The organism is Fibrobacter sp. UWH6, from assembly GCF_900142465.1.
Taxonomy (GTDB): domain Bacteria; phylum Fibrobacterota; class Fibrobacteria; order Fibrobacterales; family Fibrobacteraceae; genus Fibrobacter.
In genome coordinates this window covers 19,811-46,164 of the sequence record NZ_FRAX01000013.1, presented here as the reverse complement: position 1 = coordinate 46,164, position 26,354 = coordinate 19,811, and the positions used below count along the sequence as shown (strand labels likewise).

Annotated in this window: 24 protein-coding genes and 1 pseudogene; 19 read left to right on the top strand and 6 right to left on the bottom strand. The window is 46.9% G+C overall.

What is annotated here, in order from left to right:
* Positions 1-78: 78 nt before the first annotated feature.
* The 7 genes and pseudogenes from BUB73_RS11460 to uca all read left to right on the top strand — a co-directional run.
* Positions 79-1,023 (top strand): annotated as a pseudogene (locus BUB73_RS11460) (ABC transporter permease subunit); the annotation flags it as partial.
* A gap of 103 nt (positions 1,024-1,126) precedes the next feature.
* Complete coding sequence (locus tag BUB73_RS11455) at positions 1,127-1,978, top strand: ABC transporter ATP-binding protein (protein ID WP_073286003.1); 852 nt, start codon at positions 1,127-1,129, stop codon at positions 1,976-1,978.
* 38 nt (positions 1,979-2,016) lie between these two features.
* Entirely contained in the window at positions 2,017-2,733 is a 717-nt protein-coding gene (locus BUB73_RS11450) for an urea amidolyase associated protein UAAP1 (protein ID WP_073236858.1), read from the top strand.
* Positions 2,734-2,817: 84 nt separating this feature from the next.
* Positions 2,818-3,459: an urea amidolyase associated protein UAAP2 gene (locus tag BUB73_RS11445; RefSeq protein WP_073160336.1), complete on the top strand. Its 642-nt coding sequence runs from the start codon at positions 2,818-2,820 to the stop codon at positions 3,457-3,459.
* A gap of 27 nt (positions 3,460-3,486) precedes the next feature.
* Positions 3,487-4,128: a DUF1989 domain-containing protein gene (locus tag BUB73_RS11440; RefSeq protein WP_073160338.1), complete on the top strand. Its 642-nt coding sequence runs from the start codon at positions 3,487-3,489 to the stop codon at positions 4,126-4,128.
* A gap of 8 nt (positions 4,129-4,136) precedes the next feature.
* Complete coding sequence (locus BUB73_RS11435; protein WP_073236853.1) at positions 4,137-4,967, top strand: alpha/beta hydrolase; 831 nt, start codon at positions 4,137-4,139, stop codon at positions 4,965-4,967.
* A gap of 159 nt (positions 4,968-5,126) precedes the next feature.
* Positions 5,127-8,720 carry an urea carboxylase gene (gene uca, locus BUB73_RS11430; RefSeq protein WP_073286000.1) on the top strand — a complete coding sequence of 1,198 codons (3,594 nt, stop codon included), beginning with the start codon at positions 5,127-5,129 and terminating at the stop codon, positions 8,718-8,720.
* Positions 8,721-8,844: 124 nt separating this feature from the next.
* Here uca and BUB73_RS11425 read toward each other — a convergent pair whose 3' ends face one another.
* Positions 8,845-9,132 carry a nucleotidyltransferase family protein gene (locus BUB73_RS11425; RefSeq protein ID WP_073236847.1) on the bottom strand — a complete coding sequence of 96 codons (288 nt, stop codon included), beginning with the start codon at positions 9,130-9,132 and terminating at the stop codon, positions 8,845-8,847.
* Positions 9,133-9,359: 227 nt separating this feature from the next.
* Between BUB73_RS11425 and BUB73_RS11420 the strand changes: the two genes are divergently transcribed.
* Positions 9,360-9,557 carry a hypothetical protein gene (locus tag BUB73_RS11420; protein ID WP_073285998.1) on the top strand — a complete coding sequence of 66 codons (198 nt, stop codon included), beginning with the start codon at positions 9,360-9,362 and terminating at the stop codon, positions 9,555-9,557.
* Positions 9,558-9,633: 76 nt separating this feature from the next.
* Here the strand turns inward: BUB73_RS11420 and atzF are convergent, their stop codons facing one another.
* Positions 9,634-11,460, bottom strand: coding sequence for an allophanate hydrolase (gene atzF / locus BUB73_RS11415; RefSeq protein ID WP_073285995.1), 1,827 nt, complete (start codon positions 11,458-11,460; stop codon positions 9,634-9,636).
* A gap of 543 nt (positions 11,461-12,003) precedes the next feature.
* On the opposite strand from atzF, the gene BUB73_RS11410 reads away from it, so the two are divergent.
* The 3 genes from BUB73_RS11410 to BUB73_RS11400 all read left to right on the top strand — a co-directional run bounded on the left by BUB73_RS11410 (position 12,004) and on the right by BUB73_RS11400 (position 14,330).
* Positions 12,004-12,552 carry a hypothetical protein gene (locus BUB73_RS11410; protein WP_073285992.1) on the top strand — a complete coding sequence of 183 codons (549 nt, stop codon included), beginning with the start codon at positions 12,004-12,006 and terminating at the stop codon, positions 12,550-12,552.
* Between the two features lie 224 nt (positions 12,553-12,776).
* Positions 12,777-13,577, top strand: coding sequence for a DUF6261 family protein (locus BUB73_RS11405; protein ID WP_073236835.1), 801 nt, complete (start codon positions 12,777-12,779; stop codon positions 13,575-13,577).
* 39 nt (positions 13,578-13,616) lie between these two features.
* Positions 13,617-14,330 carry a hypothetical protein gene (locus BUB73_RS11400; RefSeq protein WP_139259200.1) on the top strand — a complete coding sequence of 238 codons (714 nt, stop codon included), beginning with the start codon at positions 13,617-13,619 and terminating at the stop codon, positions 14,328-14,330.
* A gap of 55 nt (positions 14,331-14,385) precedes the next feature.
* Here the strand turns inward: BUB73_RS11400 and BUB73_RS11395 are convergent, their stop codons facing one another.
* Entirely contained in the window at positions 14,386-15,831 is a 1,446-nt protein-coding gene (locus BUB73_RS11395) for a hypothetical protein (protein ID WP_073285990.1), read from the bottom strand.
* A gap of 543 nt (positions 15,832-16,374) precedes the next feature.
* Here BUB73_RS11395 and BUB73_RS11385 point away from each other — a divergent pair.
* The 3 genes from BUB73_RS11385 to BUB73_RS11375 all read left to right on the top strand — a co-directional run bounded on the left by BUB73_RS11385 (position 16,375) and on the right by BUB73_RS11375 (position 17,430).
* Complete coding sequence (locus tag BUB73_RS11385) at positions 16,375-16,566, top strand: hypothetical protein (protein ID WP_073285984.1); 192 nt, start codon at positions 16,375-16,377, stop codon at positions 16,564-16,566.
* Between the two features lie 27 nt (positions 16,567-16,593).
* The gene (locus tag BUB73_RS11380) at positions 16,594-17,109 is read left to right on the top strand and encodes a hypothetical protein (protein WP_073285981.1); all 516 of its coding nucleotides are present in this window, start codon (positions 16,594-16,596) and stop codon (positions 17,107-17,109) included.
* A gap of 99 nt (positions 17,110-17,208) precedes the next feature.
* Positions 17,209-17,430 (top strand): hypothetical protein, encoded by a 222-nt coding sequence (locus BUB73_RS11375; RefSeq protein WP_139259199.1) that lies wholly within the window; start codon positions 17,209-17,211, stop codon positions 17,428-17,430.
* Positions 17,431-17,477: 47 nt separating this feature from the next.
* On the opposite strand, the gene BUB73_RS17350 is transcribed toward BUB73_RS11375, so the two are convergent.
* The gene (locus tag BUB73_RS17350) at positions 17,478-17,690 is read right to left on the bottom strand and encodes a hypothetical protein (RefSeq protein WP_175552212.1); all 213 of its coding nucleotides are present in this window, start codon (positions 17,688-17,690) and stop codon (positions 17,478-17,480) included.
* A gap of 133 nt (positions 17,691-17,823) precedes the next feature.
* On the opposite strand from BUB73_RS17350, the gene BUB73_RS11365 reads away from it, so the two are divergent.
* Complete coding sequence (locus BUB73_RS11365; RefSeq protein ID WP_073285973.1) at positions 17,824-19,383, top strand: hypothetical protein; 1,560 nt, start codon at positions 17,824-17,826, stop codon at positions 19,381-19,383.
* 110 nt (positions 19,384-19,493) lie between these two features.
* Complete coding sequence (locus BUB73_RS11360; RefSeq protein WP_073285970.1) at positions 19,494-20,318, top strand: hypothetical protein; 825 nt, start codon at positions 19,494-19,496, stop codon at positions 20,316-20,318.
* A gap of 89 nt (positions 20,319-20,407) precedes the next feature.
* Here the strand turns inward: BUB73_RS11360 and BUB73_RS11355 are convergent, their stop codons facing one another.
* Positions 20,408-20,767 carry an ASCH domain-containing protein gene (locus BUB73_RS11355; protein WP_217650914.1) on the bottom strand — a complete coding sequence of 120 codons (360 nt, stop codon included), beginning with the start codon at positions 20,765-20,767 and terminating at the stop codon, positions 20,408-20,410.
* Between the two features lie 79 nt (positions 20,768-20,846).
* Positions 20,847-21,485: a hypothetical protein gene (locus BUB73_RS11350; protein ID WP_073285964.1), complete on the bottom strand. Its 639-nt coding sequence runs from the start codon at positions 21,483-21,485 to the stop codon at positions 20,847-20,849.
* A 267-nt stretch (positions 21,486-21,752) separates the two neighbouring features.
* Between BUB73_RS11350 and BUB73_RS11345 the strand changes: the two genes are divergently transcribed.
* The 3 genes from BUB73_RS11345 to BUB73_RS11335 are packed head-to-tail and all read left to right on the top strand — an operon-like array spanning position 21,753 to position 26,294.
* Positions 21,753-22,946, top strand: a complete 1,194-nt coding sequence (locus BUB73_RS11345) for a DNA cytosine methyltransferase (protein WP_073285961.1) — start codon at positions 21,753-21,755, stop codon at positions 22,944-22,946.
* Complete coding sequence (locus BUB73_RS11340) at positions 22,939-25,362, top strand: ATP-binding protein (RefSeq protein WP_073285958.1); 2,424 nt, start codon at positions 22,939-22,941, stop codon at positions 25,360-25,362. The genes BUB73_RS11345 and BUB73_RS11340 overlap by 8 nt, the downstream gene beginning before the upstream one ends.
* Complete coding sequence (locus BUB73_RS11335) at positions 25,362-26,294, top strand: response regulator (protein WP_073285955.1); 933 nt, start codon at positions 25,362-25,364, stop codon at positions 26,292-26,294. Before BUB73_RS11340 ends, BUB73_RS11335 begins: the two co-directional genes overlap by 1 nt.
* Positions 26,295-26,354: the final 60 nt, after the last annotated feature.

The window sequence follows — 26,354 nt, the reverse complement described above, 5'->3', positions numbered from 1 at the left end:
AAAAGGCCGATGGCCGACCTTAAAACCTCAAAGCACTCAAAGAGTGCGCCCTAAAACCTTAATTGTTGTGTGGATAAAATGACTAATCCTATTGGAATTCAAAAGACTGTTGGAAAGAAGTGGACTATGGTCCTGGCTATTCTTTCCTTCGTAATTCCCCTGGCGACCTGGAGCGTGATCAGCTATGTGCCTTTTGTCTATCATCCGCTGATGCGCGTGGTAGATGCTGGCGACAGCATGTTCTGTATGCCGGGAGACGAAATCGATCGCGCCAACTTTGCAGAAGAAAACAAGAACCTTCTGGAATCTGGCGCAAAGCCCATGACCGGTGTGCGCGCCAATCCCGCTTACTTGCCCGCACCCCACGAAGTGGCCAAGGCCCTGGTTACCGCATTCACTACGGAACCCAAGCGCGATGGCGATGTATGGTTCTACCAGAGCATCCTTCACTCTGTAAAGATCGTGTTCCTGGCCTTCCTGCTTTCTAGCCTTGTGGGTGTTCCCATGGGTATGCTGTCCGGTGCTATTCCATTTTTTGAAAAGCTGACTGGACCGTTTATCGAATTCTTCCGCTATTTCCCGGCCCCTGTTTTTGGTGCCCTGGCGGTTGCTGTTCTTGGCATTAACGATGCTCCGAAAATCGCCATCATTATCATCGGTACTTTCTTCCAGCAGGTGCCCATGATTAATGCCACCACCCGCCGTGCCGACGGTGCCCTGATTGAAGCCGCCCGCACTCTGGGGGCCTCTCCCAAGCGCATCCTTTTCAAGGTGATCCTCCCTGAAATCGCTCCCAAGATGTACAAGGATATGCGAATCCTTTTGGGCTGGGCCTGGACTTACCTGATTGTGGCCGAAGTGGTGGGCACAAGTTCCGGCATTACCTGGTTCATTAATCAGCAGGCCAAGTACCGTAACTTCGATAATGTTTATGCTGCCATCGTGATTCTTGGAATTATCGGTCTCGGCTGCGACTTGATTCTCGCCTGGCTGGGCAAGAAGATCTTTGCCTGGGAAGATGGCCGCGTCGGTGTGGCCGCCAAGTTCAAGCAGGTCGTTGGTTCTAAGGATGATGTGTTTAGCTTCCGCCTGACTGCAGAAGAAAAAACTATGAGGGATCGTTACAATGGCAGACTCTAAGATTATTTCACCCGCCGAAGATATTATCCTGGAAGCCCGCCACATTGTAAAGGACTTCGAGGAGACTAACGGTTCCGGCACCCATCGCGTATTGGATGATGTTTCCTTTGGCGTTCGCCGTCGCGAGTTCCTTTCGATTATCGGCCCCTCTGGTTGCGGTAAGTCTACCTTGATCCGCATTGCCGCAGGCCTCGAAACCGCAACCTCCGGCGAATTCTACCTGGATGGAAAGAAGGTGAAGGGTACCAGCGCAGAACGCGGCATGGTGTTCCAGAAATACACTTTGTTCCCCTGGATGTCCGTGAAGAAGAACGTGATGTTCGGACTGGAATCCATTGGCCACGGAAGTGAGGCTGAAGAAATTGCGGAACAGTGGCTGCAGATTGTGGGCTTGGAAAAGTATGGTGAGTACTTCCCCAAGCAACTTTCGGGCGGTATGCAGCAGCGTGTGGCTATTGCACGCGCCCTGGCCCCGCAGCCCCGCGTACTCTTGATGGATGAACCCTTCGGCGCTTTGGATGCCCAGACTCGTTCCCAGATGCAGAAGTACCTGCTGGAAGTCTGGAAGAACATCGATATCACCATCATCTTCGTGACCCACGACCTTGACGAAGCGGTATTCCTTTCGGATCGAATCCTTACGCTGCAGGCCAACCCCGGCAAGGTCAAGGAAATGGTGGATGTCCATTCTGTGCCGCGCCCCCGCAACAAGGATAGCTTCTTGCTGCCGGAATTCATCGAAAAGCGCAAGCATATCGAAGGTCTGATTCACCCGCCCAAGCTGGTAGAAGAACCCGAAGAAGAATTCAAGATTGTAAACATGATCGCCAAGAAGTAATGAGTGCGACCTAAAACCATTTTTACAGGAGTCCAAAAATGTCTGAATCTAAAGTACTGTGTGAACAAGTAATTGCTGGCGGCTGGAACTATTCCCGCATCGTAAAGAAGGGCCAGAAGATCCGCCTTACCGATATTGAAGGTGGCGCAAACGCTAGCATCATGTGCTACAACGCCAAGAACTTCACTGAACGCTTTAACCTGGGCGATACCCTTAAAATTCAACACATCTGCCGCATCGCCAAGAACTGCTGCCTCTATAGCGACATGGGCCGCATCCTCCTCAGTGTTGTCGAAGATACCGTTGGCTGGCACGATCCTCTGTGCGGCTGCACCCACGCAAGCCTCATCAAGGAACGTTTTGGCGAAAAGTCCTATCAGGCTGCCCACAACGACTTCTTCCGCAACGGTTACGATTCCCTGCTGGTTGAAATCGGCAAGCATGGCATGACCAAGCGCGACTTTACCGAACTGGTAAACTTCTTCAGCAAGGTTGTGGTTACTTCCGACGGCAAGATGACTTTCGTCGAAAATAACTCCAAGGCCGGCGACTACGTAGAACTCCGCGCCGAAATGGACACTCTCGTTGTAATCGATACCGGTATGCATCCCCTGAATCCCACCAAGGAATATCTGCGCAAGCCCGTGAAGGTTGAACTCCTCACTTGCGATGAAGCTCCCGCAGACGATCCTTGCTTTACCTGGTGCCCGGAAAATGGCCGCGGCTACATCAACACTGCAAACTACAACTTGTAGGGCGCACCTGCGGTGCTTTGAGCTATGAGGTCGCTTCGCTCTGAGGTATGAGCGGAAAGTAAAAAAAAAAAAAGGGTTTATAAGATGTATACAAAATATGTTGAAAGTTCGCTGAAAGAAGAAGATGCCGTTTATTCTGAAGATGTGCAGGCTGGTGCTGGCTGGCTCCATCTGATTAAAAAAGGTCAGACCTTCCGCATTCTGGACCTGAAGGGGAACCAGGCTGTAGATACTCTGTTCATTAACGCAAACGATCCTTCTGAACGTTATAGCGTTCAGCAGACCGTGCAGCGTCAGGCCAACTGTCTCGTAGGCGTTGGCACCAAGCTTTACTCCAACGATGACAATCCCATGCTCACTGTTGTTGCCGACACTTGTGGTGACCATGACACTTTGGGTTCCGCCTGCTCCTGCGAAAGCAATACTTGCCGTTACGCTTTGGACAAGCGTTATATGCACGCCTGCCGCGAATCCTTTTTGAAGGTCCTTCTGGAAACCGAAAATCTGGATAAGCGCGATCAGGTCAACAACCTGAACTTCTTCATGTACGTGCCCTTCGATGAACAGGGCAACCTGAACTTTGCCGACGGTATTTCTAGCCCGGGCAAGTATGTGGAAATGCGTGCCGAAATGGATGTGCTTGCAGTCGTTAGCAACTGCCCGCAGCTCAACAACCCCTGCAATGCTTACGATCCGACCCCCGTCCGCATGCTGATTTGGGACTAGTTCTTGCAATTTTTTGGAGAATGAATTATGAATTCCAAACTTCTTGAAAGTTCTCGAAAGATTGAAGACGCCGTCTTCGATGTAACGGTGAATGCGGGCGACGGCTACATGCTGCCTCTGAAGAAGGGACAGATTCTTCGCATGATCGACGTTTGCGGAAACCAGTCTGGCGACGTGCAGATTTATAATCAGCACGACAAGACTGAACGCTATAATGCCAACAACACCATTACCGCCCAGGCCAACACCATGATTGAATTGGGTACGGTGATTCGCAGCAACCGCAACAACCCCATGCTGACGGTGATTGCGGATACCTGCGGCGAGCACGATACTCTTGGCAGTGGATGCTCTGCAGAAGGCAACTGCGTTCGCTATACGGACAAGACCCGCTATATGCATAGTTGCCGCGACACCTTCGTGCGTACGCTGGAAAACTTTGGCATGAGTAAGCGCGATCAGACTTGCAACCTGAATTTCTTTACCAAGGTGATTCTGGATGATGCTGGCCGCCTTGAATTTGCCGACGGCATTTCTGGCCCGGGCAAGTACATCGAAATGCGCGTGGATATGGATATCCTGTTCTTGCTTTCGGATTGCTCCCAGCTGAACAACCCCTGTAACGATTACAACCCCACTCCCATTCGCATGGTGGTGTTTGACAAGTAGGGTGTAAAATGAGTGAACTTGTTTACCGTGGATTTACCCAGGCCGAGTTGGACGCCGGTTACGACAATACCAATGCCGTTGCCGATAGCGCCATTCAGCTGAAGGGGTTCGACCTGCGTAGCGATGCCTTGGCCAGAAGATTCGCTTCTTCCCTAGACATGACCTACGATGTTCACCCTCGGAACAAGTTCGACTTTTTTAGCTGTGGTAATCGAAAGGCCCCCCTGTTTGTCTTTATTCATGGTGGCTATTGGCAGATGCGTTGCAAGGAAACTTTCCGCTTTCTTGCACAGGGCCCTTTGGCCAACGGATTTAACGTAGCGAACATAGGCTACACTTTGGCTCCCGAAATGCCCTTGACGGGAATCGTCTACGAAATCCGTTTGGCCATAAAGGTTCTACGCAGCCGTGCCGACGAACTGGGCTTTGATGCTGATCGTATTTATGTGTCTGGCTGGTCTGCCGGCGGTCACCTTTGCACTTCTGTTCTCGACGAAACGGGTGTGCAGGGAGCCTTGGCCATTAGCGGCATATATGATTTGGAGCCTATTTCCAAGAGCTACCTGAATAAAAAATTGCAGTTGACTGCCGAAGAGATTCTTCGCCTGAGTCCTGCTCGCGCCCCCCTTGTGAGAAAACCTGTAATCGTTGTTTCTGGAAGCAAGGAACTTCCGGAACTGCGCCGTCAGAGTCTTGAATTTGCGGCTCTTCGAGCTGCGGAACGTATACCGGGAAGCTATTCCCTGCTAGATGGCCATGACCATTTTTCAATCCTTACGGAACTGGAAAATCCCAATGGCGCTCTTTCCCGGCTACTAAACATCATGGCAGGGAAGTAAGGCGTGAGGAACGCTTCGCTTGAGGTATGAGGTCGGTGGCTTTGCCACCTAGAGGTTGAATAATATGACCTGAGAGCGCGAAAGCGCGGCCTGATACCTAAAAGGCCGTAGGCCGTCCTCAAACCAAAAAATTGTTGTGTGGATAAAAAGGAACTAAAAATGTTTAAGAAAGTATTGATTGCGAACCGTGGCGAAATTGCTTGCCGTGTGATTCGTTCTCTTAAGGAAATGGGCGTCAAGTCTGTTGCGGTTTATTCCGATCCCGACGAAACTGCCGCTCACGTCTTGATGGCTGATGAAGCCGTTCGCGTGGGACCTGCCGCCGCTAAGGATAGCTACCTGAATGTGGATGCAATTCTTGCCGCCATCAAGCAGACCGGTGCCGAAGCGGTGCATCCGGGTTATGGCTTCTTAAGTGAAAATGCTGAATTTGCAAAGACCTTGGAAGAAAATGGCATCGCCTTTATTGGCCCCACTCCCAAGCAGCTGATTGAATTCGGTCTAAAGCACCGCAGTAAGGAACTTGCTGAAGAATTTGGAGTGCCTCTGGTTCCGGGCACAGGTCTTTTGAACAGCGTTGACGAAGCCGCAGCCGGTGCAGCCAAGATCGGCTATCCTGTAATGTTGAAAAGTACTGCAGGCGGTGGCGGCATTGGCATGTCCATCTGCCGCAGCGAAGAAGAACTTCGTGAAAGCTACGACCGCATCAAGCGCCTTAGCGAAAACAACTTCAAGAATGCGGGACTCTTCGTCGAAAAGTATGTGGAACGTGGTCGCCACGTAGAAGTCCAGGTGTTCGGTGATGGCGAAGGTAATGCCGTCATTCTCGGTGAACGCGACTGTTCTGTACAGCGTCGTAACCAGAAGGTTGTAGAAGAAACTCCGGCGCCCTGCCTTCCTGAAAAGACCCGCGAAGCTTTGCATGCTTCCGCCCTCCGCCTGGTACAAGGTGTGCAGTACCGTTCCGCAGGTACCGTAGAATTTATTTACGACGCCAAGGATGACAAATTCTACTTCCTGGAAGTAAACACTCGCTTGCAGGTGGAACATGGCGTCACCGAAACCGTATTTGGCGTGGATCTTGTTCGCTGGATGATTGAGCAGGCTGCAGGAATTCGCCCCTTCGAAATTGGCGCAAAGTTTACTCCCAAGGGCCATGCCATGGAATTCCGCGTTTACGCCGAAGATCCGGGCAAGAACTATCGCCCTTCCAGCGGCCTCCTTACGGAAGTTTCCTTCCCGGAAGGCATCCGCGTAGATACTTGGGTTTCCCGCGGTACCGAGGTCAGCGCCTTCTACGATCCTCTGCTGGCAAAGGTAATTGTTGCGGGCGTTGACCGTGACGATAACATCGCCAAGGCTCGTGAAGTTTTGAAACAGGTCAAGCTTTGTGGTTTTGAAACCAACATCAAGCTCCTTCAGGATGTCCTTGAAATGGACGACTTTATTAGCGGTAAGGTTTCCACCTGGATTCTGAACGATTACAAGTACGAAAACAAGATTTTCGAAGTTCTGGCTCCGGGCCTCCAGACTACGGTCCAGGATTATCCGGGTCGTTTGAAACTGTGGGATGTAGGTATTCCTCCTAGCGGTCCTATGGATAACTACAGCTTCCGCCTGGCCAACAAGATTGTGGGTAACGCCGAAGACGCTGCCGGCATCGAAATGACTCTTTCCGGATGCTCTCTCGCTTTCCATACCGATACCGTAATCGCATGGGTGGGCGGTGATTTTCCTGCAAAGCTGAATGGTGCCGCATGCCCCAAGAACACTCCTGTGGAAGTTCATGATGGCGACGTTCTGAAGTTCGGCATAACCAAGATGGGTCAGCGTGCCTACTTGGCCATTCGCGGTGGTATCGATGTTCCCGATTATCTGGGAAGCAAGTCTACCTTTACCTTGGGCGGTTTCGGCGGCCACGGCGGTCGTGCCCTTGCCGCAGGCGATATCCTCCACATCGGTAACGCCATTGCAACGGAACCTGTGGTTCCCGCAGAAGCAGCTCTCCCGCAGATTACCACCCAGTGGGAAATCGGCGTGATGTATGGTCCCCATGGCGCACCCGACTATTTGACTCAGGAAGACATCGACGAATTCTTTGCCGCCAACTGGGAAGTCCATTACAACTCCTCTAGAACCGGTATCCGTCTCGTTGGACCTCAGCCGAAGTGGGCTCGCCCCGATGGTGGTGAAGCTGGCCTTCATCCGTCTAACCTGCACGACAACGCCTACGCTGTAGGTACCGTAGACTTTACCGGTGACATGCCCATTATCCTGGGTGTGGATGGTCCCAGTCTCGGTGGCTTTGCTTGCCCCGTCACCATCGTATCTTCTGAACTCTGGAAGATGGGTCAGCTCCGTAGCGGTGACCATGTAAAGTTTATCCCGCTGACTGCAGAAAAGGCCGAAGAAATTCGCCTGGCTCGTGAAGCAAATCTCGCTAACGTGGCTATTGCATCCGCTGCAATTCCTGCTCTCGTTGCCGCTCCCGTGGTAACGCCCATTATTGCGGAATTCCACAAGGAAAGCGAAATGGAACACATCGTTGTTCGTGCCGATGGCGACAACTATGTGCTGGTGGAATTTGGCCCCGCCATTATCGACCTTCGCCTCCGCTTTACCGCACACGCCTGGATGCTCGCTGTCAAGGAACAGCTGGCCGATGTAGTGATTGACGTTACTCCGGGTATTCGCTCTATCCAGATCCATTACGATATTGCAAAGATCCGTCAGGGAGAAATGCTCAAGAAGTTGGCAGACCTTGCAGAACACTTGAAGAAGAATAAGGTCACCAAGGTTCCCACCCGTACGGTTTACTTGCCACTTTCTTGGGACGATCCACAAACTCGCGTGGCTATTGAAAAGTACGTCACTACCGTTCGTCCGGGTGCTCCTTGGTGCTGCCCCAACAATATCGAATTTATCCGCCGCGTCAACGGTCTGGATGCCATATCCGATGTGAAGGACATTGTGCTGAACGCAGACTACTTGGTCATGGGCCTTGGCGACGTTTACCTGGGCGCCCCTGTGGCAACTCCACTGGATCCTCGCCATCGCCTGGTCACCACTAAGTACAATCCGGCCCGTACCTGGACTCCGGAAAACGCGGTAGGTATCGGTGGCGCATACATGTGCGTCTACGGCATGGAAGGCCCTGGTGGCTACCAGTTCGTCGGTCGCACCGTGCAGATGTGGAACCGCTTCAAGAAAACCAGCGACTTCACCTTGCCTTATCTGCTCCGCTTCTTTGACGTGGTCAAGTATTATGAAGTGGGCGCCGATGAACTCCTGCAGATGCGTAAGGACTTTATCGCCGGAAAGTTCCACGTGAAGATTGTGGAAAGTTCCTTCGACATCACCGAATACGAAAAGTTCCTGGCCGATAACGCTACTTCTATCGAAGCTTTTGAAACCAAGCGCAAGAACGCCTTTGAAGAAGAAAAACAGCGTTGGATTGCAAATGGTCAGTTTACTTTCGAAAGTCACAGTGCCGATGCCGCCCCCGCGGCAGAAGTCACCTTGGCCGATGGCGAAGAAGGCGTGTACAGCCCTGTGGCAGGCTCCCTCTGGAAACTGGTGGTTTCTGAAGTGGGTGCCAAGTTCAAGGCCGGCGACACCCTTGCCATCCTCGAAAGTATGAAGACCGAAATCCCGGTGGTTGCCGACGAAGACGGCGTCATCACTCAGGTCTTTGGCAAGCAAGGCGGCGAAATCCGCTCCGGCCAATGCCTCTTCGCTGTAAAAGCTAACTAACAAAAATCCCCGACTCCGTCGGGGACTCCCTTTGAACTCCACATAACAAGAAGCCCGCCCCGGTGAAAGCCGAGACGGGTTTTTGTTATAAACTAAAGCTTATTCTCTTCGTTGTTTTCTATTTTCAAACTTCTGCATAAAGGCAAACTCCTTCTCGCTCTATATTCTGCTTCAGTTTCTGAGAGACAACGGTTCCCATGTCAACAACGTCGAATGATAAAAGGGAATCTGCTTCATCTTCGAGCATAAACTGAAATTCAGCGACATTCTTTCCGAAAACGGCCAAATCCACATCGCTACGATCTCTATGAGAGCCTCGGGCTCGAGATCCAAACAACACAACACGATTCAACTTGCATACCTTTGCAAATTGAATTATCTGCTGCAGCAATGTTTCAGGAATATTCACCATACTCTCAATATAATAACAAAAAACTGCGCCGTAACGGTGCAGTTTTTTTATAGAGAGGTTTAAAGTTCTTATTTATGAAGTGGGTGCCAAGTTCAATGTTTGGGGTATTGCCTGTTAAACTATATGTTTTTATATTCTAAGCATTCTCATCCGCCATCCGCGACGCTTATGAACGGCTGCGCATCCGCAGGACTCCAAAAGAGATTCTTGAAAGGCAGGCTTTTTCTATGATGACTCAATATGATATCGATTGCTGCATTGACGATGCCATCAATGAAGGCTTGAAAAAAGGCATTGAGCAAGGCATTGAACAAGGGTTAGAAAAAGGTCATGCAGATGTCATTCAAGTTATGCGTTCTCTTGGGGTTTCTGAAGATAAAATAGAGGAAGCTAAAAAAATGTTGGAAATGCTCGCGGACAAATAATTCTGTTTGGCATATTATTGCAAAAAAAAACTGCGCCGTAACGGTGCAGTTTTTTTTGTAGAGATGAATAAAGTTCTTATTTATGAACGTACTTGCGCCAGTCGCCGTATTCGGAGATGTCGGTGGCGGTTCCTTCGAAGGCCATTACCGAGATGCTTCCGTCGCCGATAAATCCGGGGACCATGCGGCCGTCAGAAAGCTTGATCTTTCCGATGCCGAGAGGGGCTGGGATGGCGGCGACGAACTTGCCGAATTCTTCGGGAGTAAGGGCGTAAAGCTCCACATAGAAGCTGCTGTTGCCGGCGATCATGGCAGGCTTCTGGATGGTGCCATCCTTGAAGGCGTACATCTTGTATTCGGCAGCAGTCTCTGCAGCACCTAAAAAGTCTGCGGTTTCCAATTGATAATGCAAAGGTTCACCCTTCAGGTGGGCTCCGCACACCGCCAGAGGAATCTTTTCGCTAAGGAAGGGCGTTACCTTTTCGGCGACATCCAGCAACTTGAAATCATCAAAAGCGTGGCCTACGATGGTTACGCCAAAGGGGAGCTTGGGTGCGTTGGGGTCGGTGCTGTCGGCCACGCCTGCGGGGATAGCCAATGCAGAATAATCCAGCAAGTTCATGTAGTTGGTATAATAACCCAAGTTACTGTTCAGCTTGATGGGGTCGGCGTTCACTTCGGCTGTCTTGTAGATGGTGCCGGCCGTAGGCGTAAGCAGAACATCTACCTTGGCGAATTCACGGTCGGCGATTTTCTTCTTGGCTTGCAAGGCGTGGAACCCGGCGAAAACTTCGGAGGGGTGGGGCGTTACCTTGGGGCTAATGATCTGCTTGGTAACGGGGAAGATTTCATCGGGATGTTCCTCGATGAACTTGCCCACGGCATCGTAGCGTTCGAAAACCCAGGGGCCTTCATAAAGCAGGCGGGCTGCTTCCAGGAAGGGGGTAAAATGAATCGTCACCTTGGTACCGCCAGCCTTTTCGAATGCCTCGACGGCGCGGTAGAAGGCCGCCTTGTAACCCTCATTCCCAAAGAAGTTCAGCTCGCTTTCTTCGGGAACACCGAAAGTCCAATTTTCGGGGAGCCTCGGCGCAGCCCCCCTTGCGTTCACGGCAGCCCCCTTTGCATTCACGGCAGCCTCGTTCCAGGGGGCCACTCGTGAGTAGGCGTCTTCGCTATCTTCGGCCCCGGCGATGTTCAATACATAGCGGGCGTCGCTGTTATCCAATGCAAAAATGCTGACGCAATCCAGACTGCGGCAAGCGGGAATCACGCCGCTGGTGCTAAGCAAGCCGCGGGTAGGCTTTACTCCCACAAGCTTGTTGAATGCGGCGGGAACTCGTCCAGAGCCTGCCGTATCTGTACCCAGCGAAAAACTGCAAAGACCGTAGGCCAATGCGGCGGCAGAACCGCTGCTGCTTCCGCCCGAAACATATTCCGGCGCATACCTGTTGGGAATGCATCCGTAAGGGGAACGCACGCCCACAAGCCCCGTGGCAAACTGATCCATGTTGGTCTTGCCCATGGGAATAGCTCCCGCCTCGATCAAACGTTCCGCCACGAACGCGGACTTCTTGGGCATATAGGCGTAGGCGGGGCAGGCCGAAGTACTTTCCATGCCTTCGCAGTCGATGTTATCCTTGATGGCAAAGGGAATACCGAACAAAGGCTTATCTGCAGGAATCTTGAAACCGTTGCCGCTGCCGGCGACACTTTCCAATGCGGTTAGATATTTTTCCAGCTGTTCCCTGCTGGTCTTTGCAATCCAGATTTCCTTGGGGGCCGCCTCCATGGCGTCGCGCAATTTTTGGACAACTTCTCGCGGCGATGTTTCGCCCTTTTCGTAGGCGGAGCGGAGACTTGAAATTCTGAGATCTAGAACACTAAAACTTTTTTGGGCCATGGCGGCCTCCTTGTAGGATGCGGCCGGCTGCAGTTTTGACTGGCGTCTCGACTCGAATTAGACTTATTAAATTACCTTCATAAAGTAGCTCAAACCCTATGATTTGGCAATAGAAAACTTCATGTTTTTTATAAAAAGTGCAGAAATCAAAAACACAAAATGTAAAGAATTACATAGGGTGGAAAATGCTTTTTTTTAGTGTAGATATAGAGATTATATGAGATACTTCACAAAATCAGCTTTTAAAGAAGCACTTCTTTGCCTCGCTAGGTTACAAACCAAGAAACGATGAACTTTTCCATAAAAAACCTCTTTTCTGAAAGTTGATTTTTATGTTTCTGGTGAATATGGATTTTGAGGGGAATAGGAAAAAAACAAGGAATCCGATAATTTCTTTCTGAGAAAACCCTCGCACAATTTTTCATCAAAAGCTATGGCAATGTAGAAAAATTACATGTCAAATCGTGTCTGTTGCTAAGCTGGTGATGATTTCTGCTGAAATTCGATTGATCCGATGCAAGGCGCTTAAAAAGAACTTTTGGAATGCTATTTATCGTACCGATGGGGATTAAAAGATATTTTGATGCGGATTCGCAGGATGCAACGCAGATCAAAAGAACTTTTCAAGCGGTATTTATCATGCAGATGCCGGTTGAAAGAACTTTTAACCCGCTTTTGTCGGATGCAGGGCAGGTCAAAAGAACTTTTCAAGCGGTTTTTATTGGGCAGATGCCGGTTAAAGGAACTTTTAAAGCCCTTTTGACGGATGCAAAGCGGATTAAAAGAACTTTTAATTCGCTTTTGTCGGATACAAAGTCAATCAAAAGATATTTTGATGCGCTATCGATCGTGCCGATGGAAATTAAAAGATATTTTGATGCGAATTCGCAGGATATAAAGCGGTTTAAAAGAAATTTTCGAGGGCAATTTATCGGATCAAGTGCATTTTGGATGCAAAAATGGTCAATTTTGAGGGTTTTTGGAGAAGGCATATATTCCAAGTTGGAATATATGGAAATGGCGTTTTTGAGCAAATTTCGCCATTTTGACAACTTTACGTCTTGTGTTGACATCCTGTTGATAAAAAGTTGATTTTTAAAAAAGTGCTCGTTCATACGCCAAATCGGGCCGTTCATACACCAAAATGGCCCGTTCATACACCCAACCCATGTTTTCATGGAAAAAAATGAAGGAAAAATTTTTTTTGAGGGGCCCGTTTTTGGGTGTTCTACTTTTGTATCTTATGGCCGTTGTCAGAATAAATGAATGATTATTTTGATAACATAAACAAGACAACTTAAAAAGGATAAATTAATATGTCTAATAACAATATCATTAATGCAAGCAAACTTAATGACAATAACTTCATCGCTTTCCATAGGAATGTGATCAATTCTGCTTCGGGTATCACTCTTAAAGAAATGGTTGCTCAGGTGGCAAGCTACGAAATCGCAGTTCAGAAGTTCGTTGATTACACTCGTAATGTTTCTGAAATCATGGCGAAGCATGATGCATCTGTTTCGGGTGTAGAACGTACTGTTCAGTTCCGTGGTTTTCGTAACTATGTGAAGGTGCTGACTGTTCACCCCAACGAAACCCAGCGTGCTTTAGGTAACGAAATCTGGAAGTTGGTCAAGAGCTTCGGTTATACGGCTGCGGTCAATCGCGACGCCATTTCTAGCATGGTCAAAAAGTCTCTGGATCATGTGAAAGATGTGGTCGCTAAGGAAGAATACGCCGCCATTTATGCCGGTAGTGAATTGGAACTGTGGGTGAATACTCTTACAGAAATCCAGACAAATTATTCTGACCTTAGAAATGACTGCCGTGTTGAACGCGCAAATCGTGTCCCCCTGAAAAACAAGGATCTGCGTGAAGAATGTATGGTCCAGTTCTACAGAACCTTCCATTTGGCGGAATATATTGCTACGGTCAAGGCAGATGTTTCTTGTACGGGATTCGTTAGCTATGTGTCTGCTGCTGTAAATGAAATCCGCTATCTGTATCGTGGCAAGACCAATGCCCAGAAGGGCGAACAGAATGCCAATCAGACTGCAGAACAGGCTGCTGAAAGTACAACGGAAGTTGTGTCTGACGTGATGACCGAGGTGGCGTAACAACCTCTTGAAAAGGAGAAAAAACAAAGAATGACTAGCATGAGTTTCTTTAGACCCCAAAAGATGAGTGATGATGAATTCTTGAAGTTCCACAAGGAAGTCCTGGAAGCCAGTTCCTGTATTAAGCGGGAAGCTTTTGGAAGGCTGCTCCGCAATTACAGGGCCAGGGTCGCGAACCTGGAAATTGTGATTGACAACGAACGGAGCGCTGCCGCTATCCTGACCTTGGGCGAACTTTTTGACAATCAGCTCGGACTATACAGAAACTTCGCAAGATACGTAGGGGCCCTGCAGAACAATACAAACGAGGAATGGGCTGCCTTTGCGCAACGGGTGTGTAGCGTAATCCAGGATGGGATCGTAATCGAAGATTTGGTGCCTGCAGAAGCGACCGTGGTAGTCAAGAGAAGAATCCTTGATGTCAAGACTTTGGGGGAGGACCCTAACAATGCCGAAGTCTATGAATCTAGCGACATCAAGCAGCGCCTAGAACGTGTAGAGGTCTTTGTAGAAGGTTTCATGGCCGCCTATGAAATTGCTCAGAAGCGCCACGACAGAGCCGGATACGGCACCAAGGCGGAATTACGCCAGGAGTGTACAAAACTCTTTTTGGTGCTGACAGGGAATGCGGATTTGCAATCAGGACTGAATTTCGACATGCAGTGTGACAAGTTCCTGACTGCCCTAGACAAGATTACCCATCGGACCTTCGGTAAAAAAGGAAGACCCCGTTCAGGAAGCCTATATAACTAACATCTAACCTAAAAGGAGATGGAGGTTGCCCCGCCAAGGTGCAACCTCCTTTTTTTTATTCTATATGCAGGTTGAAGCCTAGCAGGGTGCGGCCGCCTTTGTTTTGGGTTCGGCGGATGGCGTACTCGACGCGGGTGGCTCCGGCGGGAATCTTGAAGTTTAGAACCTGGTGCCCCTGGCCTTCTTTGTCGGCGGTGTAGGATTCCAGAATTTCGCCCCGGGCATTCAGCACGTTTACGCTCAGGCTCATCTCTTGCTGTAGCGATTCGTGGCTAAGGGGATAATCGCCACGGGTGAGCCAGGCGATGGCCATGCGCCAGGTGGCCCCTTCGCGAACCGGCCCGGCATCGGGTACGTAAATCTCTTCGACGTTGGCGGAATCTGCCTTTACGAAATGGTCGCCGTTGCCCCCGACCCAGTAGCGCGAAACATTGTTGTGGGTCATGGCCACGTAATCGGGAGTGCCTCCATTTGAAACGTTGGTGGTCAACATCAGGGCCTTTACGACCTCGGGGTGCCAGCGGTAAAAGGGATGGTCCGAAAGCAAGTTGGCCAGCATGCCCGCCGTATAGGCCGTTGCCGCCGCCGAACGCATGCTCCCCGTAATAGGGTCGTCGACCATGTAGGTGGTATATTCGCTGGCCACCGTCAGATGCCTCTTGACAACAATCTGGGATTCCGAAGGCAAAAAGATCTTGTCGGCATTTACTACCTGGGGCATGGTGGCGATACTTGCCAGCAACAAAGTCTGGGTGCTGATGCCCGCCACAGAAATGGCGTTGTGGCTGCTCCCCGCCGAATTAGGATGGAACCGTGTTCCGTATAGTTCTCCGTTAGACGCAAGCATTATGACTCTAGTATTGTATATGTAGTCGTCGAGAACGGCGGCTTCGGCATTATAGCCGATATTGTGATTGCTGGTATCGTTGAAAACGTGGGCACCGAGATAGTAGCTGCCGCAACCGCTACGGATATCGTTGACCATCGGATTATTGGGTAGGATCGGCTGATGGCCATTGACGTAATTGAAAATAAAGTCGATTCCCGTAATGCAGACGTTTGGCGCCAAGACCCCGATCAGCTGAACCTGACGCGTGGAGCTTAAAATATCTTCTGGCAAGCGCCTGTAATTCCTGTAGTCCGGCTGGACCACGTTGGGCGAACCAGAAGGCAGGGGGAGTGCTTCGCCCATCCAATAAACACTGACCCCGTTCCCCCTAAGGGATGATTCCGGAATCTGGTCCATTCCGTTCTGGGAATTTATGGTAGTGATGGACGTGTAGCGGGAATCGCTAAATGGAATTGTGGAACCGTAAGAAAAGCGATAGGTCCAGCCATCGTAGGGGTACTCCATTGGGGGCCTGTCGACGATCGGCTGGGTATAGGTGCTGCGGGAAAGGTCGCGCTGTTCGTAATCCTGGACTCTGGCCAGGTATTCGTCTTTGGAGATTGCCGAGTCGTTCAGCCAATATTCCGAACCTTCGGAACAACTAGTGCACAAATGGGGGGGGGGGGGTAAGAGAATTTGTTAGTATTCCGGAGTAGGCCTCTGTATACTTGTCTGCCGGAAAGCTGACCGCTGCCGTTTGGGCTAGGGGCTCGCCCCTTGTAAAACCGACCTCGAAAGAAGAAACATTTTCGCTACAGGCAAAAAGCACCCCTGCAAGCGTAACTGCAAGAAATCTCATGATGAACCTCGAAAACCCTATGCCAAAAAACGAGGCCAAAGATAACTTAATTTGTCGAGAAATGCAAGAGGAAAGTCAAGTCTTTTCGAATGTAGCGAAACGTCATTCCGAACTTGTTTCGGAATCTTAGCAACGATCTTAAAAACGGGACGCTCTTGCCATTAGGACCCGAAAGGGTCTTTTTTTTGCAAATGGAGGCGAAGCTGCGATTGGATCCAGGAATTCCCCGCGAGAGGGGAAAAGTAATTTTTACAAAGATTTCTTGTGCAAGAGAGACGTTTGCTGCGTGTATATAAGTAGGTAGGAACCGTTCTACCTGCGAACCGGCCGCGTCGCCGGAATAAAAAGAACAATACATGAACAAACGGAAACATGACGGATTCCTGAAATACGTCTACTCGAAACCTGTGAACACGAAGGCGCTTTTTGAGATTGCGTCAAAGACAAACCGGAACCTGGCCGATATCCTTGCAGAAGTGGACCTGGACACATTGGAGGAAATCCCCGAGGCCTTCGACGAAGTTGGCGAGCGGGGCGAAGCGGATTGACAAGAGCAATACAAAAACATCCATGCCATGTACAACGGCCGCATTCCGCATTTCGAGTTCGCCTTTGTGAACCTGGCGGAAATTGACGACGACCTTTGCCTGGCTCACAGCAACGCTGAGGCGGCCATTGGTGCCATCACCATGAAGTACGCCTTCGACATGATAAAGTACGAGTCGTTGCTGCCTGAAATGGAGAAAAAGTTGCGGACGTTACCCAGCAGCGAAAGCGCTTGCCTTGTAAGTAAGATTGAGTTATATTTGGATGAGTATGTCAGCCGCAAGGCATTGGAGGAACTGAAGATGGCTTTCAAGAGTATTGGACAAAGGCTTGGCTTTGTGAGTGCAGGCGACGAACGACGCGCTCTTGAACGCAAGGTTCGCAGGATGGAGTCGGCAAGCAAGGCGAAGGATGCCAAACTGGTCGAGAAGGACAACGCCCTCGCCGAGAAGGACAATGCCCTGGCCGAGAAGGACAATGCCCTCGCTGAGAAGGACGCGCTGATCGCCGCTCTTCAGGCAAAGCTGGCAGAAATGAGCAAATAACCACAAGGACCCCGCGGGGGTCCTTTCGTTTGCCTTGTCAGCAAGATTGAGTTATATTTGGATGAGTATGTCAGCCGCAAGGCGTTGGAGGATCTGAAAATGGCATTCCAGAGTATCGGACAAAGGCTTGGCTTTGTGAGCGCCGGAGACGCATACCGTGCCCTTGAACGCAAGGTTCGCAGGATGGAGTCAGCAAGCAAGGCAAAAGATGCGAAAATCGCCGAAAAGGACAATGCCCTGGCCGAAAAGGACGAAACCATCGAAAAGCAAGAACGCGAGATTGCCGAACTCAAGGCGAAGCTCGCTGAAATGCAGAAATAGAACGAAAGGACCCTTGTGGGTCCTTTTTTGCAATTGGCGACGCATCCTCACCATAGAAGCGGGATGGCGCCTGGGGCGTTCTCCCCGTAGGCGTAGCGCATCACCATTCCCAGGACATCGAAAGAATCTTCCTTCAGCAAAATCATCCCGCTGTCGATACATCCCATGGGCAGGTCCCCGTCGATATCCAGACACTCCGGCGCGAGCCTGTTCCAGATGACGTAATCCGTGTAGCCGTCGGCAATATCGTCGCGCGTCAAGTTGTCACCCGTGCCCGGCTGTACTCGCTTCGCTCTTCTTAAAGTGTTTTCCCTCACTTTTGCGACTCCCTTTTGGTTACATCTTCCCGTAGGCACAAATAAAAGATTATTTTCTCATTGAAAGGAGAATTTTATGCGTTGTTTGCCGCTTTTTGTGTCTGCGATTTTTGGCTGTTCCCTTCTGGGAGCTTGTTCCTCTAGTACAGTCCCCGCCACGGAGGACGACGATGATGAGTTTTCTTCTAGCAGCAAAACGAAAAATTCCAGTAGTTCCGTGAAGGGTGAAGGATCCGGCAGCGAGTCCGGCGGCATTGACAATGAATGCGTGGGCGAAACAGGTAATCCCTGGGATGGAACCACCGCCAAGAAATTCGCATGCGGCACCGGCACGAAACTCAGCCCCTATATGATCCTTACCGCTGAACAGCTGGCCCACCTCTCATTTATTGTAGGCGCGAAGGATAAGGATTACGACGGCAAGTATTTCAAGCTGGGGGCCGACATCATCTTGAATGAAGGCGACGTCATTGACGAAAATGGCGCCTTGGTGGCTGATTCCACCAAGTTGCACAAGTGGACCCCCATTGGTAATTCCAATGTCGCCTTTACCGGAAACTTCGATGGAGATGGTCATTCCGTGAGTGGAATGTTCATTAACACCACCAGTACACACAACGGATTGTTTGGAAATTCCAGTGGGACAATTCAAAATTTTATTGTTGAAAATTCTTGGGTTCAGGGTGGAAATTATACAGCTGCAATCGTTGGTGCAGTTTCTGGATCAGTATCTAAGGTTGAAAACTATGCTTCTGTTACGAGTACTTCCGACTATGTAGGTGGAATTGCTGGTTTAGCAAAGTGTGCACCGTCTAAGACTGTGTATGTCAAAAATTCTAAGAATCATGGTGAAGTGAAGGGACGGGATGAAGTTGGTGGGGTAATGGGAAATTCGCATTGCGCTTATATCGATTCCCTGTACAATTATGGTAGTGTTGAAGGCCGAAATATAGTCGGCGGAATTTCGGGTCGTGCGGGATATACTTATGTGAGTTCTTATTTGTTGACTTGTAAGTATGCAGAAAATTATGCTGAAGTTGTGGGCGTTAATAATGTTGGCGGCATTTTTGGAGTGGCTGGTTATGCAAGTCCAAACATATCTGGAAATAGTGTAATAACAACATTGGAGTCTGCAAAGAATGGTGGAAATATTGTTGGTGAAAAAAGTGTTGGGGGAATAATTGGGTCGGGTAACCAAATAAAAATTATTCGTGCAGCAAATCTAGCTTCAGTAGAAGGTATTGAGTTCGTTGCAGGAATTGTGGGCAGCTTGATTTCGTCCTCTACAACATCATTGTATAATACGGGTGATATTTCTGGAACGCTGCGTGTCGGCGGTGTATTCGGTTCTAATTCTGAAGGTGTAATCAGCTCCGCATATTCTACCGGCAAGGTTGATGGCGATTCTCTGGTGGGCCTGATGATTGGCTACAACTACAATACCACCATGGCTGACTACTATTACTTAAAGCAGGGCGACCAGGAACCCTTCGGCCTGAACAATGGCGGTGGTGTTGCCACCCCCAAGACTGAAGAAGAAATGAAGTCCCAGGAATTTGCAGAACTCCTTGGCGATGACTTTGTGTATGATTCAAAAATGAATGACGGATATCCAGTGCTAGAATGGGAAAAGTAATTTTTACAAAGATTTCTTGTGCAAAAGGGAAGTTTGCTGCGTGTATATAAGCAGGTAGAAACAGTCCTACCCGCGAACCGGCCGCGTCGCCGGATGTACAGGAACTTTTCATGAGCGAAAGCAAGACTTCGGAGGACTTTGGCACTGGAGCCGGAGGCATCTCAAAATTCACCATCACCAACAGTTTCGTGTTCCCGCTGGTCATGAGCCACAAGGAAATCGCCAAGCCCTTCATCGAGGCCGCCCTCGGCATCAAGATCTACGACCTGAAGGAGCCCGAGCAGGAAAAGACGGAACAGGTGGGCGTCTTCAACAAGAGCGTCCGCTACGACGTGTTCACCCAGCAGATCGACGAGAAAGGCAAGACCATCCGTTCTTTTGATTTGGAGATGCAGGTGAAGGACACAAAGGAACTTCCCAAGCGCGCCCGCTACTACCAGTCCATTCGCGACACTCACGAGCTGCACAGGGGCACCATGTACAAGAGTCTCAAAGACCAGTACGTGCTTTTCATCTGCCCAGATGACATCTTTGGGAAGGACCAGCCCATCTACAGTTTCCAGAATTTCGCGGTGGAGAATAAAGATGTCGCTTTGAACGACCGCACCTTCAAGAATTTTTATATCTTTAACGAGTATAAGAAACTTCCGGACGAGCATCCCCTCAAGCCGTACCTGAAGTATTTCGCAACCAACACTGCTGACTCCACGGAGACCGAGGAAATCGACACCAAGGTAAAGTGGTACCAGACCGACAACCAGACGCAGGAGCGTTACATGACATGGGAACAGGAAATCCAGCTCGCCAGGGAAGATGAACGCGAAAAAGAGCGCGAGCGAAACCAGAAGATTATCGCCGCAAAGGACGAAACCATCGAAAAGCAAGAACGCGAGATTGCCGAACTCAAGGCGAAGCTAGCTGAAATGCAGAAATAGAACATAAGGACCCCACGCGGGTCCTTTTTTGCAAATGTCGGCGCTTCCTCACCATAGAAGCGGTATGACGCATGGGAGTTCCCCGGCCCCTACGTATCAATGTATACGAACGACTGTGGTGCTGCAGTGATTCCGTATTCAGAAAGATCCTTGGCTCTCTTGAATTTTTTTACTTCGCCCAGCTGATACGCGTAAGCAAATTCCTTCTGCGAAAAATATGCTGAATACTTTTCGTGGGATATTCCAGAGAATTCCTTGGTCTTTTGCCAAAGCTTGGATGGAGTCTCCTTGAGTACCCCAAGCACCGCGACGGAGGCCACAACCTTCATTTCGGGAAATGTGGAATAAATCAGAATTTGATCCACATGGCGCTTTGCCACCTGGCGACGGAACTCAAACTTCTTGGTTCCTGCAAGAATCCTATTGGAATACTCGGGTTTGATTGACAAAAGAATCGTACACATATATCACTTTCTGCAAAATTTAACAACTGTTTTGGAATCCTGCAGAATCTTGTCGAAATGGATTTTACAACTCCGCAGTAATGATATGCTTCTTGAAATAGATGTCAAAATTTTCGAAGGAAAGATCTTCTTTTTGGAAGGCTTCTATCTCCTTTTCCCATCGTGCGGATTGCTCCGTTGTATTTAGCTCGTTGAAATAGTCAGCAACCTCTTTGTTATTTAGAATGTTACTGAGCGGCAGGGGCTGAAAACCTGGAAATTTTTCGCAGACTTTCTGGAGGTTCTCCGCATATTTAGATTGACTCACAGCAATTAAGTCGATGTATTCATTTACCAAGCGACTGTATTTGTGAGCTATGTTTTCTAGAACCTGGAGTAACTTTTCATCGTCAAATAATAGGCGAGCTTCATCTAGCGATCTGTAAAGTTTGTCCGCGTGGTCCAGCATGATGACGGGGAGATTTTCTGGCTGTCCCATTTTCATTTTTTGCAGCACGGCATTGATGTTCAACTTGTTTAGACACGACGCAAAGACATTGTATATCTCCAGCAATTTTTCTTGACGCACCAGCATGCAGTCTCTGTTGTGCATCCGCTTTTGCAGTTTGTTTTGCGATATACCAATATAGAGCGGGACGGCCAAAGTCGCGATAGATGCGAGAATTGTTGCGATTGGCGCAAGAACAGTTGGGTCAAAAAACATATTTCCTCCTTTTTGAATTTTATACAACTTAATATTGTGAAATCCTTGAGGAGTGGCAAGATACTTTTTGGGGACAAATCGGGACGGAAAGGTATAGAAGGGTATTGAAAGGCGTTAAGGAGGACAGAGGGGTATAGAGAGGGGAAAAAAGTGTGTTTTAGTGTTTTTTTTGAAATAAAAAACGGAATAATTCTATATTACATCTTGGTGAGTTGTACGCTTGCTGTAATTGTTTTTTTGTATCGTTGAAAAGGGAATGGCTCAATAGTGCGTTACATTGATATTTTTGCAGGATGTGGTGGCCTATCTGTCGGTTTGCAAAATGCTGGCTGGCAGGGGTTGTTTGCTATTGAGAAAAATCGAGATGCTTTTTCAACATTGAAATACAATTTGATTGATTCGCAAAATCATTTTAATTGGCCGGAATGGCTAGATGTTTGTTCGCACGATATTAAAGAGGTCCTAAAAAAGAATAAGGATGATTTAGAGGCTCTTCAAGGTTCTGTGGACTTGGTTGCAGGAGGTCCACCGTGCCAGGGATTTTCGTTAGCGGGGAAACGAGATACGAAAGATGAACGTAATAAGCTGGTTAAGTCATATTTGGAATTTATTGAGTATGTAAAGCCAAAAGCGTTAATCTTAGAAAACGTTCATGGATTCACTGTGAACTTTAAAGGTAATCGAGGATCTATAAAAAAGTATTCCACCTATGTCGTAGAAAAGTTGGAAGAACTTGAATATAAAGTAGCTTCTTATGTAGTAGATGTTTCTGAATTTGGGGTGCCTCAAAAACGCAAGCGTTTTATTTTAATTGCAATGCGAGATAAAGATCCAGAATTAGTTTTTCAAAGACTAAGACAAAACAGAGCTTCGTTTTGTACGGAACATGGCATAGGTATGAAGACGACTATTAGGGAAGCTTTGAGCGATCTCGAAAAAAAGAACGGAGAATGCCTCTCGCCAGATTCGAAAAATTTTAAGGCTGGTTTATACGGGAAGGCTGAGTCCGGTTATCAAAGATTGATGAGAAAATCCTTGAGTGATTTATCAACTGCTGTTGATAGTCATCGTTTCGTGAACCATTCCAAAACAATTGTGAAGCTGCATGAAGATCTATTGGCGAAAGCTCCTGCGGGGAAAAGAATTATTCCTTCAGATGGTTACGTTGAAAATTTAAAGAGACGAGGTGTTACTGTTTTAGACGCAAACGCCCAAGCGCCAACAATTACATCTATTCCCGATGAATTGGTTCATTACAAAGAACCCCGCATATTGACAGTAAGAGAACAAGCACGAATTCAAAGTTTTCCCGATTGGTTTGAATTTAAGGGGAAGTATACATCTGGTGGCAAGTTGAGAAAAAAAGAAGTTCCTCGTTATACTCAGGTCGGAAATGCCGTACCCCCGTTGTTCGCCGAACAAGTTGGTAAAGCCGTAATGGAGGTTTTACAAAATGGATAAGGTTCAGTTTAAAGTTAGCTCTGCTCTAAAAAATCTTGTTGGTCAAGATTTAATACGAAACAACAATATCGCCATATTTGAGTTGGTCAAAAATTCTTACGATGCCTTCGCCTCGAAGGTCGTTATTGACTTTGAACCGGATAAAATTACCATTAGCGATGATGGTAAGGGAATGTCTATTGACGATTTAAAAAACAAATGGTTGTTTCTTGCTTATTCTGCAAAAAAAGATGGCACTGAAGATATTGAAGAAGAAAAAAAGAAATCGTATCGAGATAGGATAAATCGCCATTATGCTGGCGCGAAAGGAGTTGGCCGTTTTTCTTGCGATCGCTTAGGCGCAAAGTTAGATTTATTTACAAAAACGAAAGTACAAAATTCTGTTGAGCACCTTGCTGTTAATTGGTCTGATTTTGAAGAAGACCAAAAAAAGGAATTCATCAGTATTAATGTAAATCATGAAGTTTTAAACGATGACTTGTTTTCTTCAAAAAAACAAAAATCTGGCACGATTCTTGAAATAACAAATTTGAGAGACGCATGGAGCCGAGAAACTATATTAGAGTTGAAGCGATCTCTCGAAAAACTTATAAACCCTTTTTCTGAAAAAATCAGTTTTAATATTGAGATAAAATGCGAGTCAGAAAAGAAACGTGATCTCGATGAACAAAGAAAAGGATCTTTAGATTCAAAGATCGTAAATGGTGTTATAAAAAATAGTATCGCTCAAGTTATCAACTTGAAGACTACGCGAATTGATGTGGCCTTGAATAAGGATTTTGTTGAAACTTCAATTGTGGACAGAGGCACTGAAATATATCGAATTCGCGAAAAAAACAGCTTTGGAAAATTAGAGAATGTAAGAATAAACCTCTATTTTTTAAATAAGGCTGCGAAACAAGCGTTTTCTACTCAGATGGGCGTTCAGCCCGTCAATTATGGATCTGTATTTTTGTTCCGAAATGGTTTTAGAATTTTGCCATTTGGTAATCCGGGTGATGATAGTTGGAAGTTGGATTATCGTGCTCAGCAGGGGTATAACCGTTTTCTAGGAACACGTGATTTATTTGGTAGAGTTGATGTCGTAACGGATCTAATTGATGAGTTTAAGGAAGTTTCTAGTCGAGATGGAGGGCTGATTCAGTCTGAAACGACTTTGCAACTATATCGTTTTTTTGAGATTGTTCATCATCGTTTAGAACGATATGTTGTTGGCGTTCTTTGGGGAGAAGGATTCTTAAAAAGGCAATATTTTAAGAATGTTTTGGAAGTTCAAAAGAATAGAGAGGTCCTTGGCAAGGATAAGGATCAAGATTCTGCAGATTATGTGATTAATTCTAGCTTGGGCAGTAAGATTGATTTCGTTCAATTAGTTAAAACTTTGATAAGCGATAAAAATATTCAGGTCCTATATTACAATAGAGATCTTGCGAATATTTTTTCGCAGCCAACTTTATTTGATAATGCTAATCCGCAAGTGATTAGTGATTTGGAACGAATAGCTGAGCAGACAAATGATAGCTCGTTGATGGCTTCCGTAGAGGATGCAAAAAGACAGCTTGCGGAAATGCAGAAAGAAAAAGACGCTGCAGTACGTAGAGCAGAAGAAGCTGAAATCCGGGCTCAAAAAGCTTCATCGGAACGAGATGAAGCTAAATATGAAGCGAATGTTGCAAAATCACTACAGCAAAAAGCTGAATCAGAAAAGCAAGAACTTCAAGGTCACTATGATCGTGTCACAACAGAAAATCTTTTCTTATCCTCCGATGTAAATAAGGATGTGAAGCAATTGAGTGCTTTGCAGCACCATATTACTCATACATCGAGTTTTATTCATGCCCTTGCGCTGAAGGCTCTGGATGCTGTTAATGCTGAAAATCTGGAGAGCGTGGTAAAATTTGTTCAAAGAATAATATTTGAGAATACAAAAATTTCAACGCTATCGAACTTTGTTAGTAAGGCAAAGTTTGATTTAATGTCAAAAAAAATAACGAAGGATATCGTTGCATTTGTAAATGAGTATATGGAGAATGTTTATGCATTGGCAAACGATGATATGCAAATTTGCGTGAAACAGACGGCACTTTCTTATGAAATGCAGTTTGCTCCAATTGATTTTATTGTTGTGTTGGATAGTCTTTTGGATAATTCACGAAAGGCAGGAGCAAAAAATATTGCAATAAAATGGATAGAAAATGAAGACCTTATAAATTTGACATTTGCGGATGACGGAAAGGGTATCCCAGAAGACATCATGTCAAAAATTTTTGAATACCGATTTTCTACAACAGGTGGGGGTGGCTTAGGTTTGTTTCATATTCACGAAATTTGTAAAAAAATGGGCGTGGAAATTCAAGTAGAAAATTTGAAAAAAGGCGTCGAATTTACTTTTGGATTTAAGAGGGAGAAAAAGTAATGGGTTTGAAGTATAATATACTCTGGGTTGATGACCGTAAAGAAGAATACGAAGAACTAGGAATTGATAATGACATCAGGGAGTATGTTAAAAGCATCTTCTTTGATCCTTGCTTAGATTTTTGCGAGAGCGTTGATGATGCTATAAATAAGATTTCTGAAAAGAAATTTGATGTGATTTTTTCAGATTATAATATTGATGAAAAAAATGGTGAAGATTTTATAAAAAACATTCGAAGCAAAAGTGTAAATACAGAAATTTTATTTTATTCCGCACAAAAGGGGCTAGATCTTCCAAAATCAGGTTTGAACAGAATTACATTTTTAAAGTTGATTTCTGACACATCATATGAACAACTCAAAACAAGTATGATATCTATTATTGATTTGACTGTTGAAAAACTGAATGATTTGAGCAACCTTCGTGGCTTAGTAATGTCAGAAGTTAGCGAACTCGATGAGAAAATGGAGAATATAGTAGCGAAGTATTATATAGAATTTGAGTCTGAAGAAAAAAGATTATCTTTTAACGATCATATTGTGAAAAATTCGGAAGAATCTTTGAAAAAACGTTTGAAAAAAGATGGATGTAATAAGGATTGCGTTCATAGTTGGAGAAACGAAAGCTTTGACAGTATTATTCCCCGCATGGATTCCTCGCAAAAAGCGAGAACAATTAAGCTTATTATAGATGAAGTTAATTTTGAATATTCTCCCCGAAAAAATAACTTCTATGAGGATTTTTTAGAAGATGTTGTTAATGTTCGAAATGATTTAGCTCATTGTGTTAGTGAAGAAAAAAACGGAAAGGAAATCTTAAAGACAAAAAAAGATCCTTATGTGGAGTTTGATCGAGAAAAGATAACCGGTATTAGAAAAAATTTGCAAAAATATAGCGGTATTTTTAATGATATTACGAAAAGTCTTAAATAGACTTTGGTTCACATGGCAACAAATGAATCGTCAACAATATTTAGTGATAAAAAATGGGCT

What these genes read in the sequence shown, in the direction of transcription:
- uca (WP_073286000.1), top strand. Translation starts at nt 5,127, where the DNA reads ATGTTTAAGAAAGTATTGATTGCGAACCGTGGCGAAATTGCTTGCCGT.
- BUB73_RS11360 (WP_073285970.1), top strand. Translation starts at nt 19,494, where the DNA reads ATGAGCGAAAGCAAGACTTCGGAGGACTTTGGCACTGGAGCCGGAGGC.
- BUB73_RS11440 (WP_073160338.1), top strand. Translation starts at nt 3,487, where the DNA reads ATGAATTCCAAACTTCTTGAAAGTTCTCGAAAGATTGAAGACGCCGTC.
- BUB73_RS11400 (WP_139259200.1), top strand. Translation starts at nt 13,617, where the DNA reads ATGAGTTTCTTTAGACCCCAAAAGATGAGTGATGATGAATTCTTGAAG.
- BUB73_RS11435 (WP_073236853.1), top strand. Translation starts at nt 4,137, where the DNA reads ATGAGTGAACTTGTTTACCGTGGATTTACCCAGGCCGAGTTGGACGCC.
- BUB73_RS11350 (WP_073285964.1), bottom strand. Translation starts at nt 21,485, where the DNA reads ATGTTTTTTGACCCAACTGTTCTTGCGCCAATCGCAACAATTCTCGCA.
- BUB73_RS11375 (WP_139259199.1), top strand. Translation starts at nt 17,209, where the DNA reads ATGGCATTCCAGAGTATCGGACAAAGGCTTGGCTTTGTGAGCGCCGGA.
- BUB73_RS11410 (WP_073285992.1), top strand. Translation starts at nt 12,004, where the DNA reads ATGCTATTTATCGTACCGATGGGGATTAAAAGATATTTTGATGCGGAT.
- BUB73_RS11340 (WP_073285958.1), top strand. Translation starts at nt 22,939, where the DNA reads ATGGATAAGGTTCAGTTTAAAGTTAGCTCTGCTCTAAAAAATCTTGTT.
- atzF (WP_073285995.1), bottom strand. Translation starts at nt 11,460, where the DNA reads ATGGCCCAAAAAAGTTTTAGTGTTCTAGATCTCAGAATTTCAAGTCTC.
- BUB73_RS11385 (WP_073285984.1), top strand. Translation starts at nt 16,375, where the DNA reads ATGAACAAACGGAAACATGACGGATTCCTGAAATACGTCTACTCGAAA.
- BUB73_RS11335 (WP_073285955.1), top strand. Translation starts at nt 25,362, where the DNA reads ATGGGTTTGAAGTATAATATACTCTGGGTTGATGACCGTAAAGAAGAA.
- BUB73_RS11425 (WP_073236847.1), bottom strand. Translation starts at nt 9,132, where the DNA reads ATGGTGAATATTCCTGAAACATTGCTGCAGCAGATAATTCAATTTGCA.
- BUB73_RS11380 (WP_073285981.1), top strand. Translation starts at nt 16,594, where the DNA reads ATGTACAACGGCCGCATTCCGCATTTCGAGTTCGCCTTTGTGAACCTG.
- BUB73_RS11450 (WP_073236858.1), top strand. Translation starts at nt 2,017, where the DNA reads ATGTCTGAATCTAAAGTACTGTGTGAACAAGTAATTGCTGGCGGCTGG.
- BUB73_RS11405 (WP_073236835.1), top strand. Translation starts at nt 12,777, where the DNA reads ATGTCTAATAACAATATCATTAATGCAAGCAAACTTAATGACAATAAC.
- BUB73_RS11365 (WP_073285973.1), top strand. Translation starts at nt 17,824, where the DNA reads ATGCGTTGTTTGCCGCTTTTTGTGTCTGCGATTTTTGGCTGTTCCCTT.
- BUB73_RS11420 (WP_073285998.1), top strand. Translation starts at nt 9,360, where the DNA reads ATGATGACTCAATATGATATCGATTGCTGCATTGACGATGCCATCAAT.
- BUB73_RS11445 (WP_073160336.1), top strand. Translation starts at nt 2,818, where the DNA reads ATGTATACAAAATATGTTGAAAGTTCGCTGAAAGAAGAAGATGCCGTT.
- BUB73_RS11455 (WP_073286003.1), top strand. Translation starts at nt 1,127, where the DNA reads ATGGCAGACTCTAAGATTATTTCACCCGCCGAAGATATTATCCTGGAA.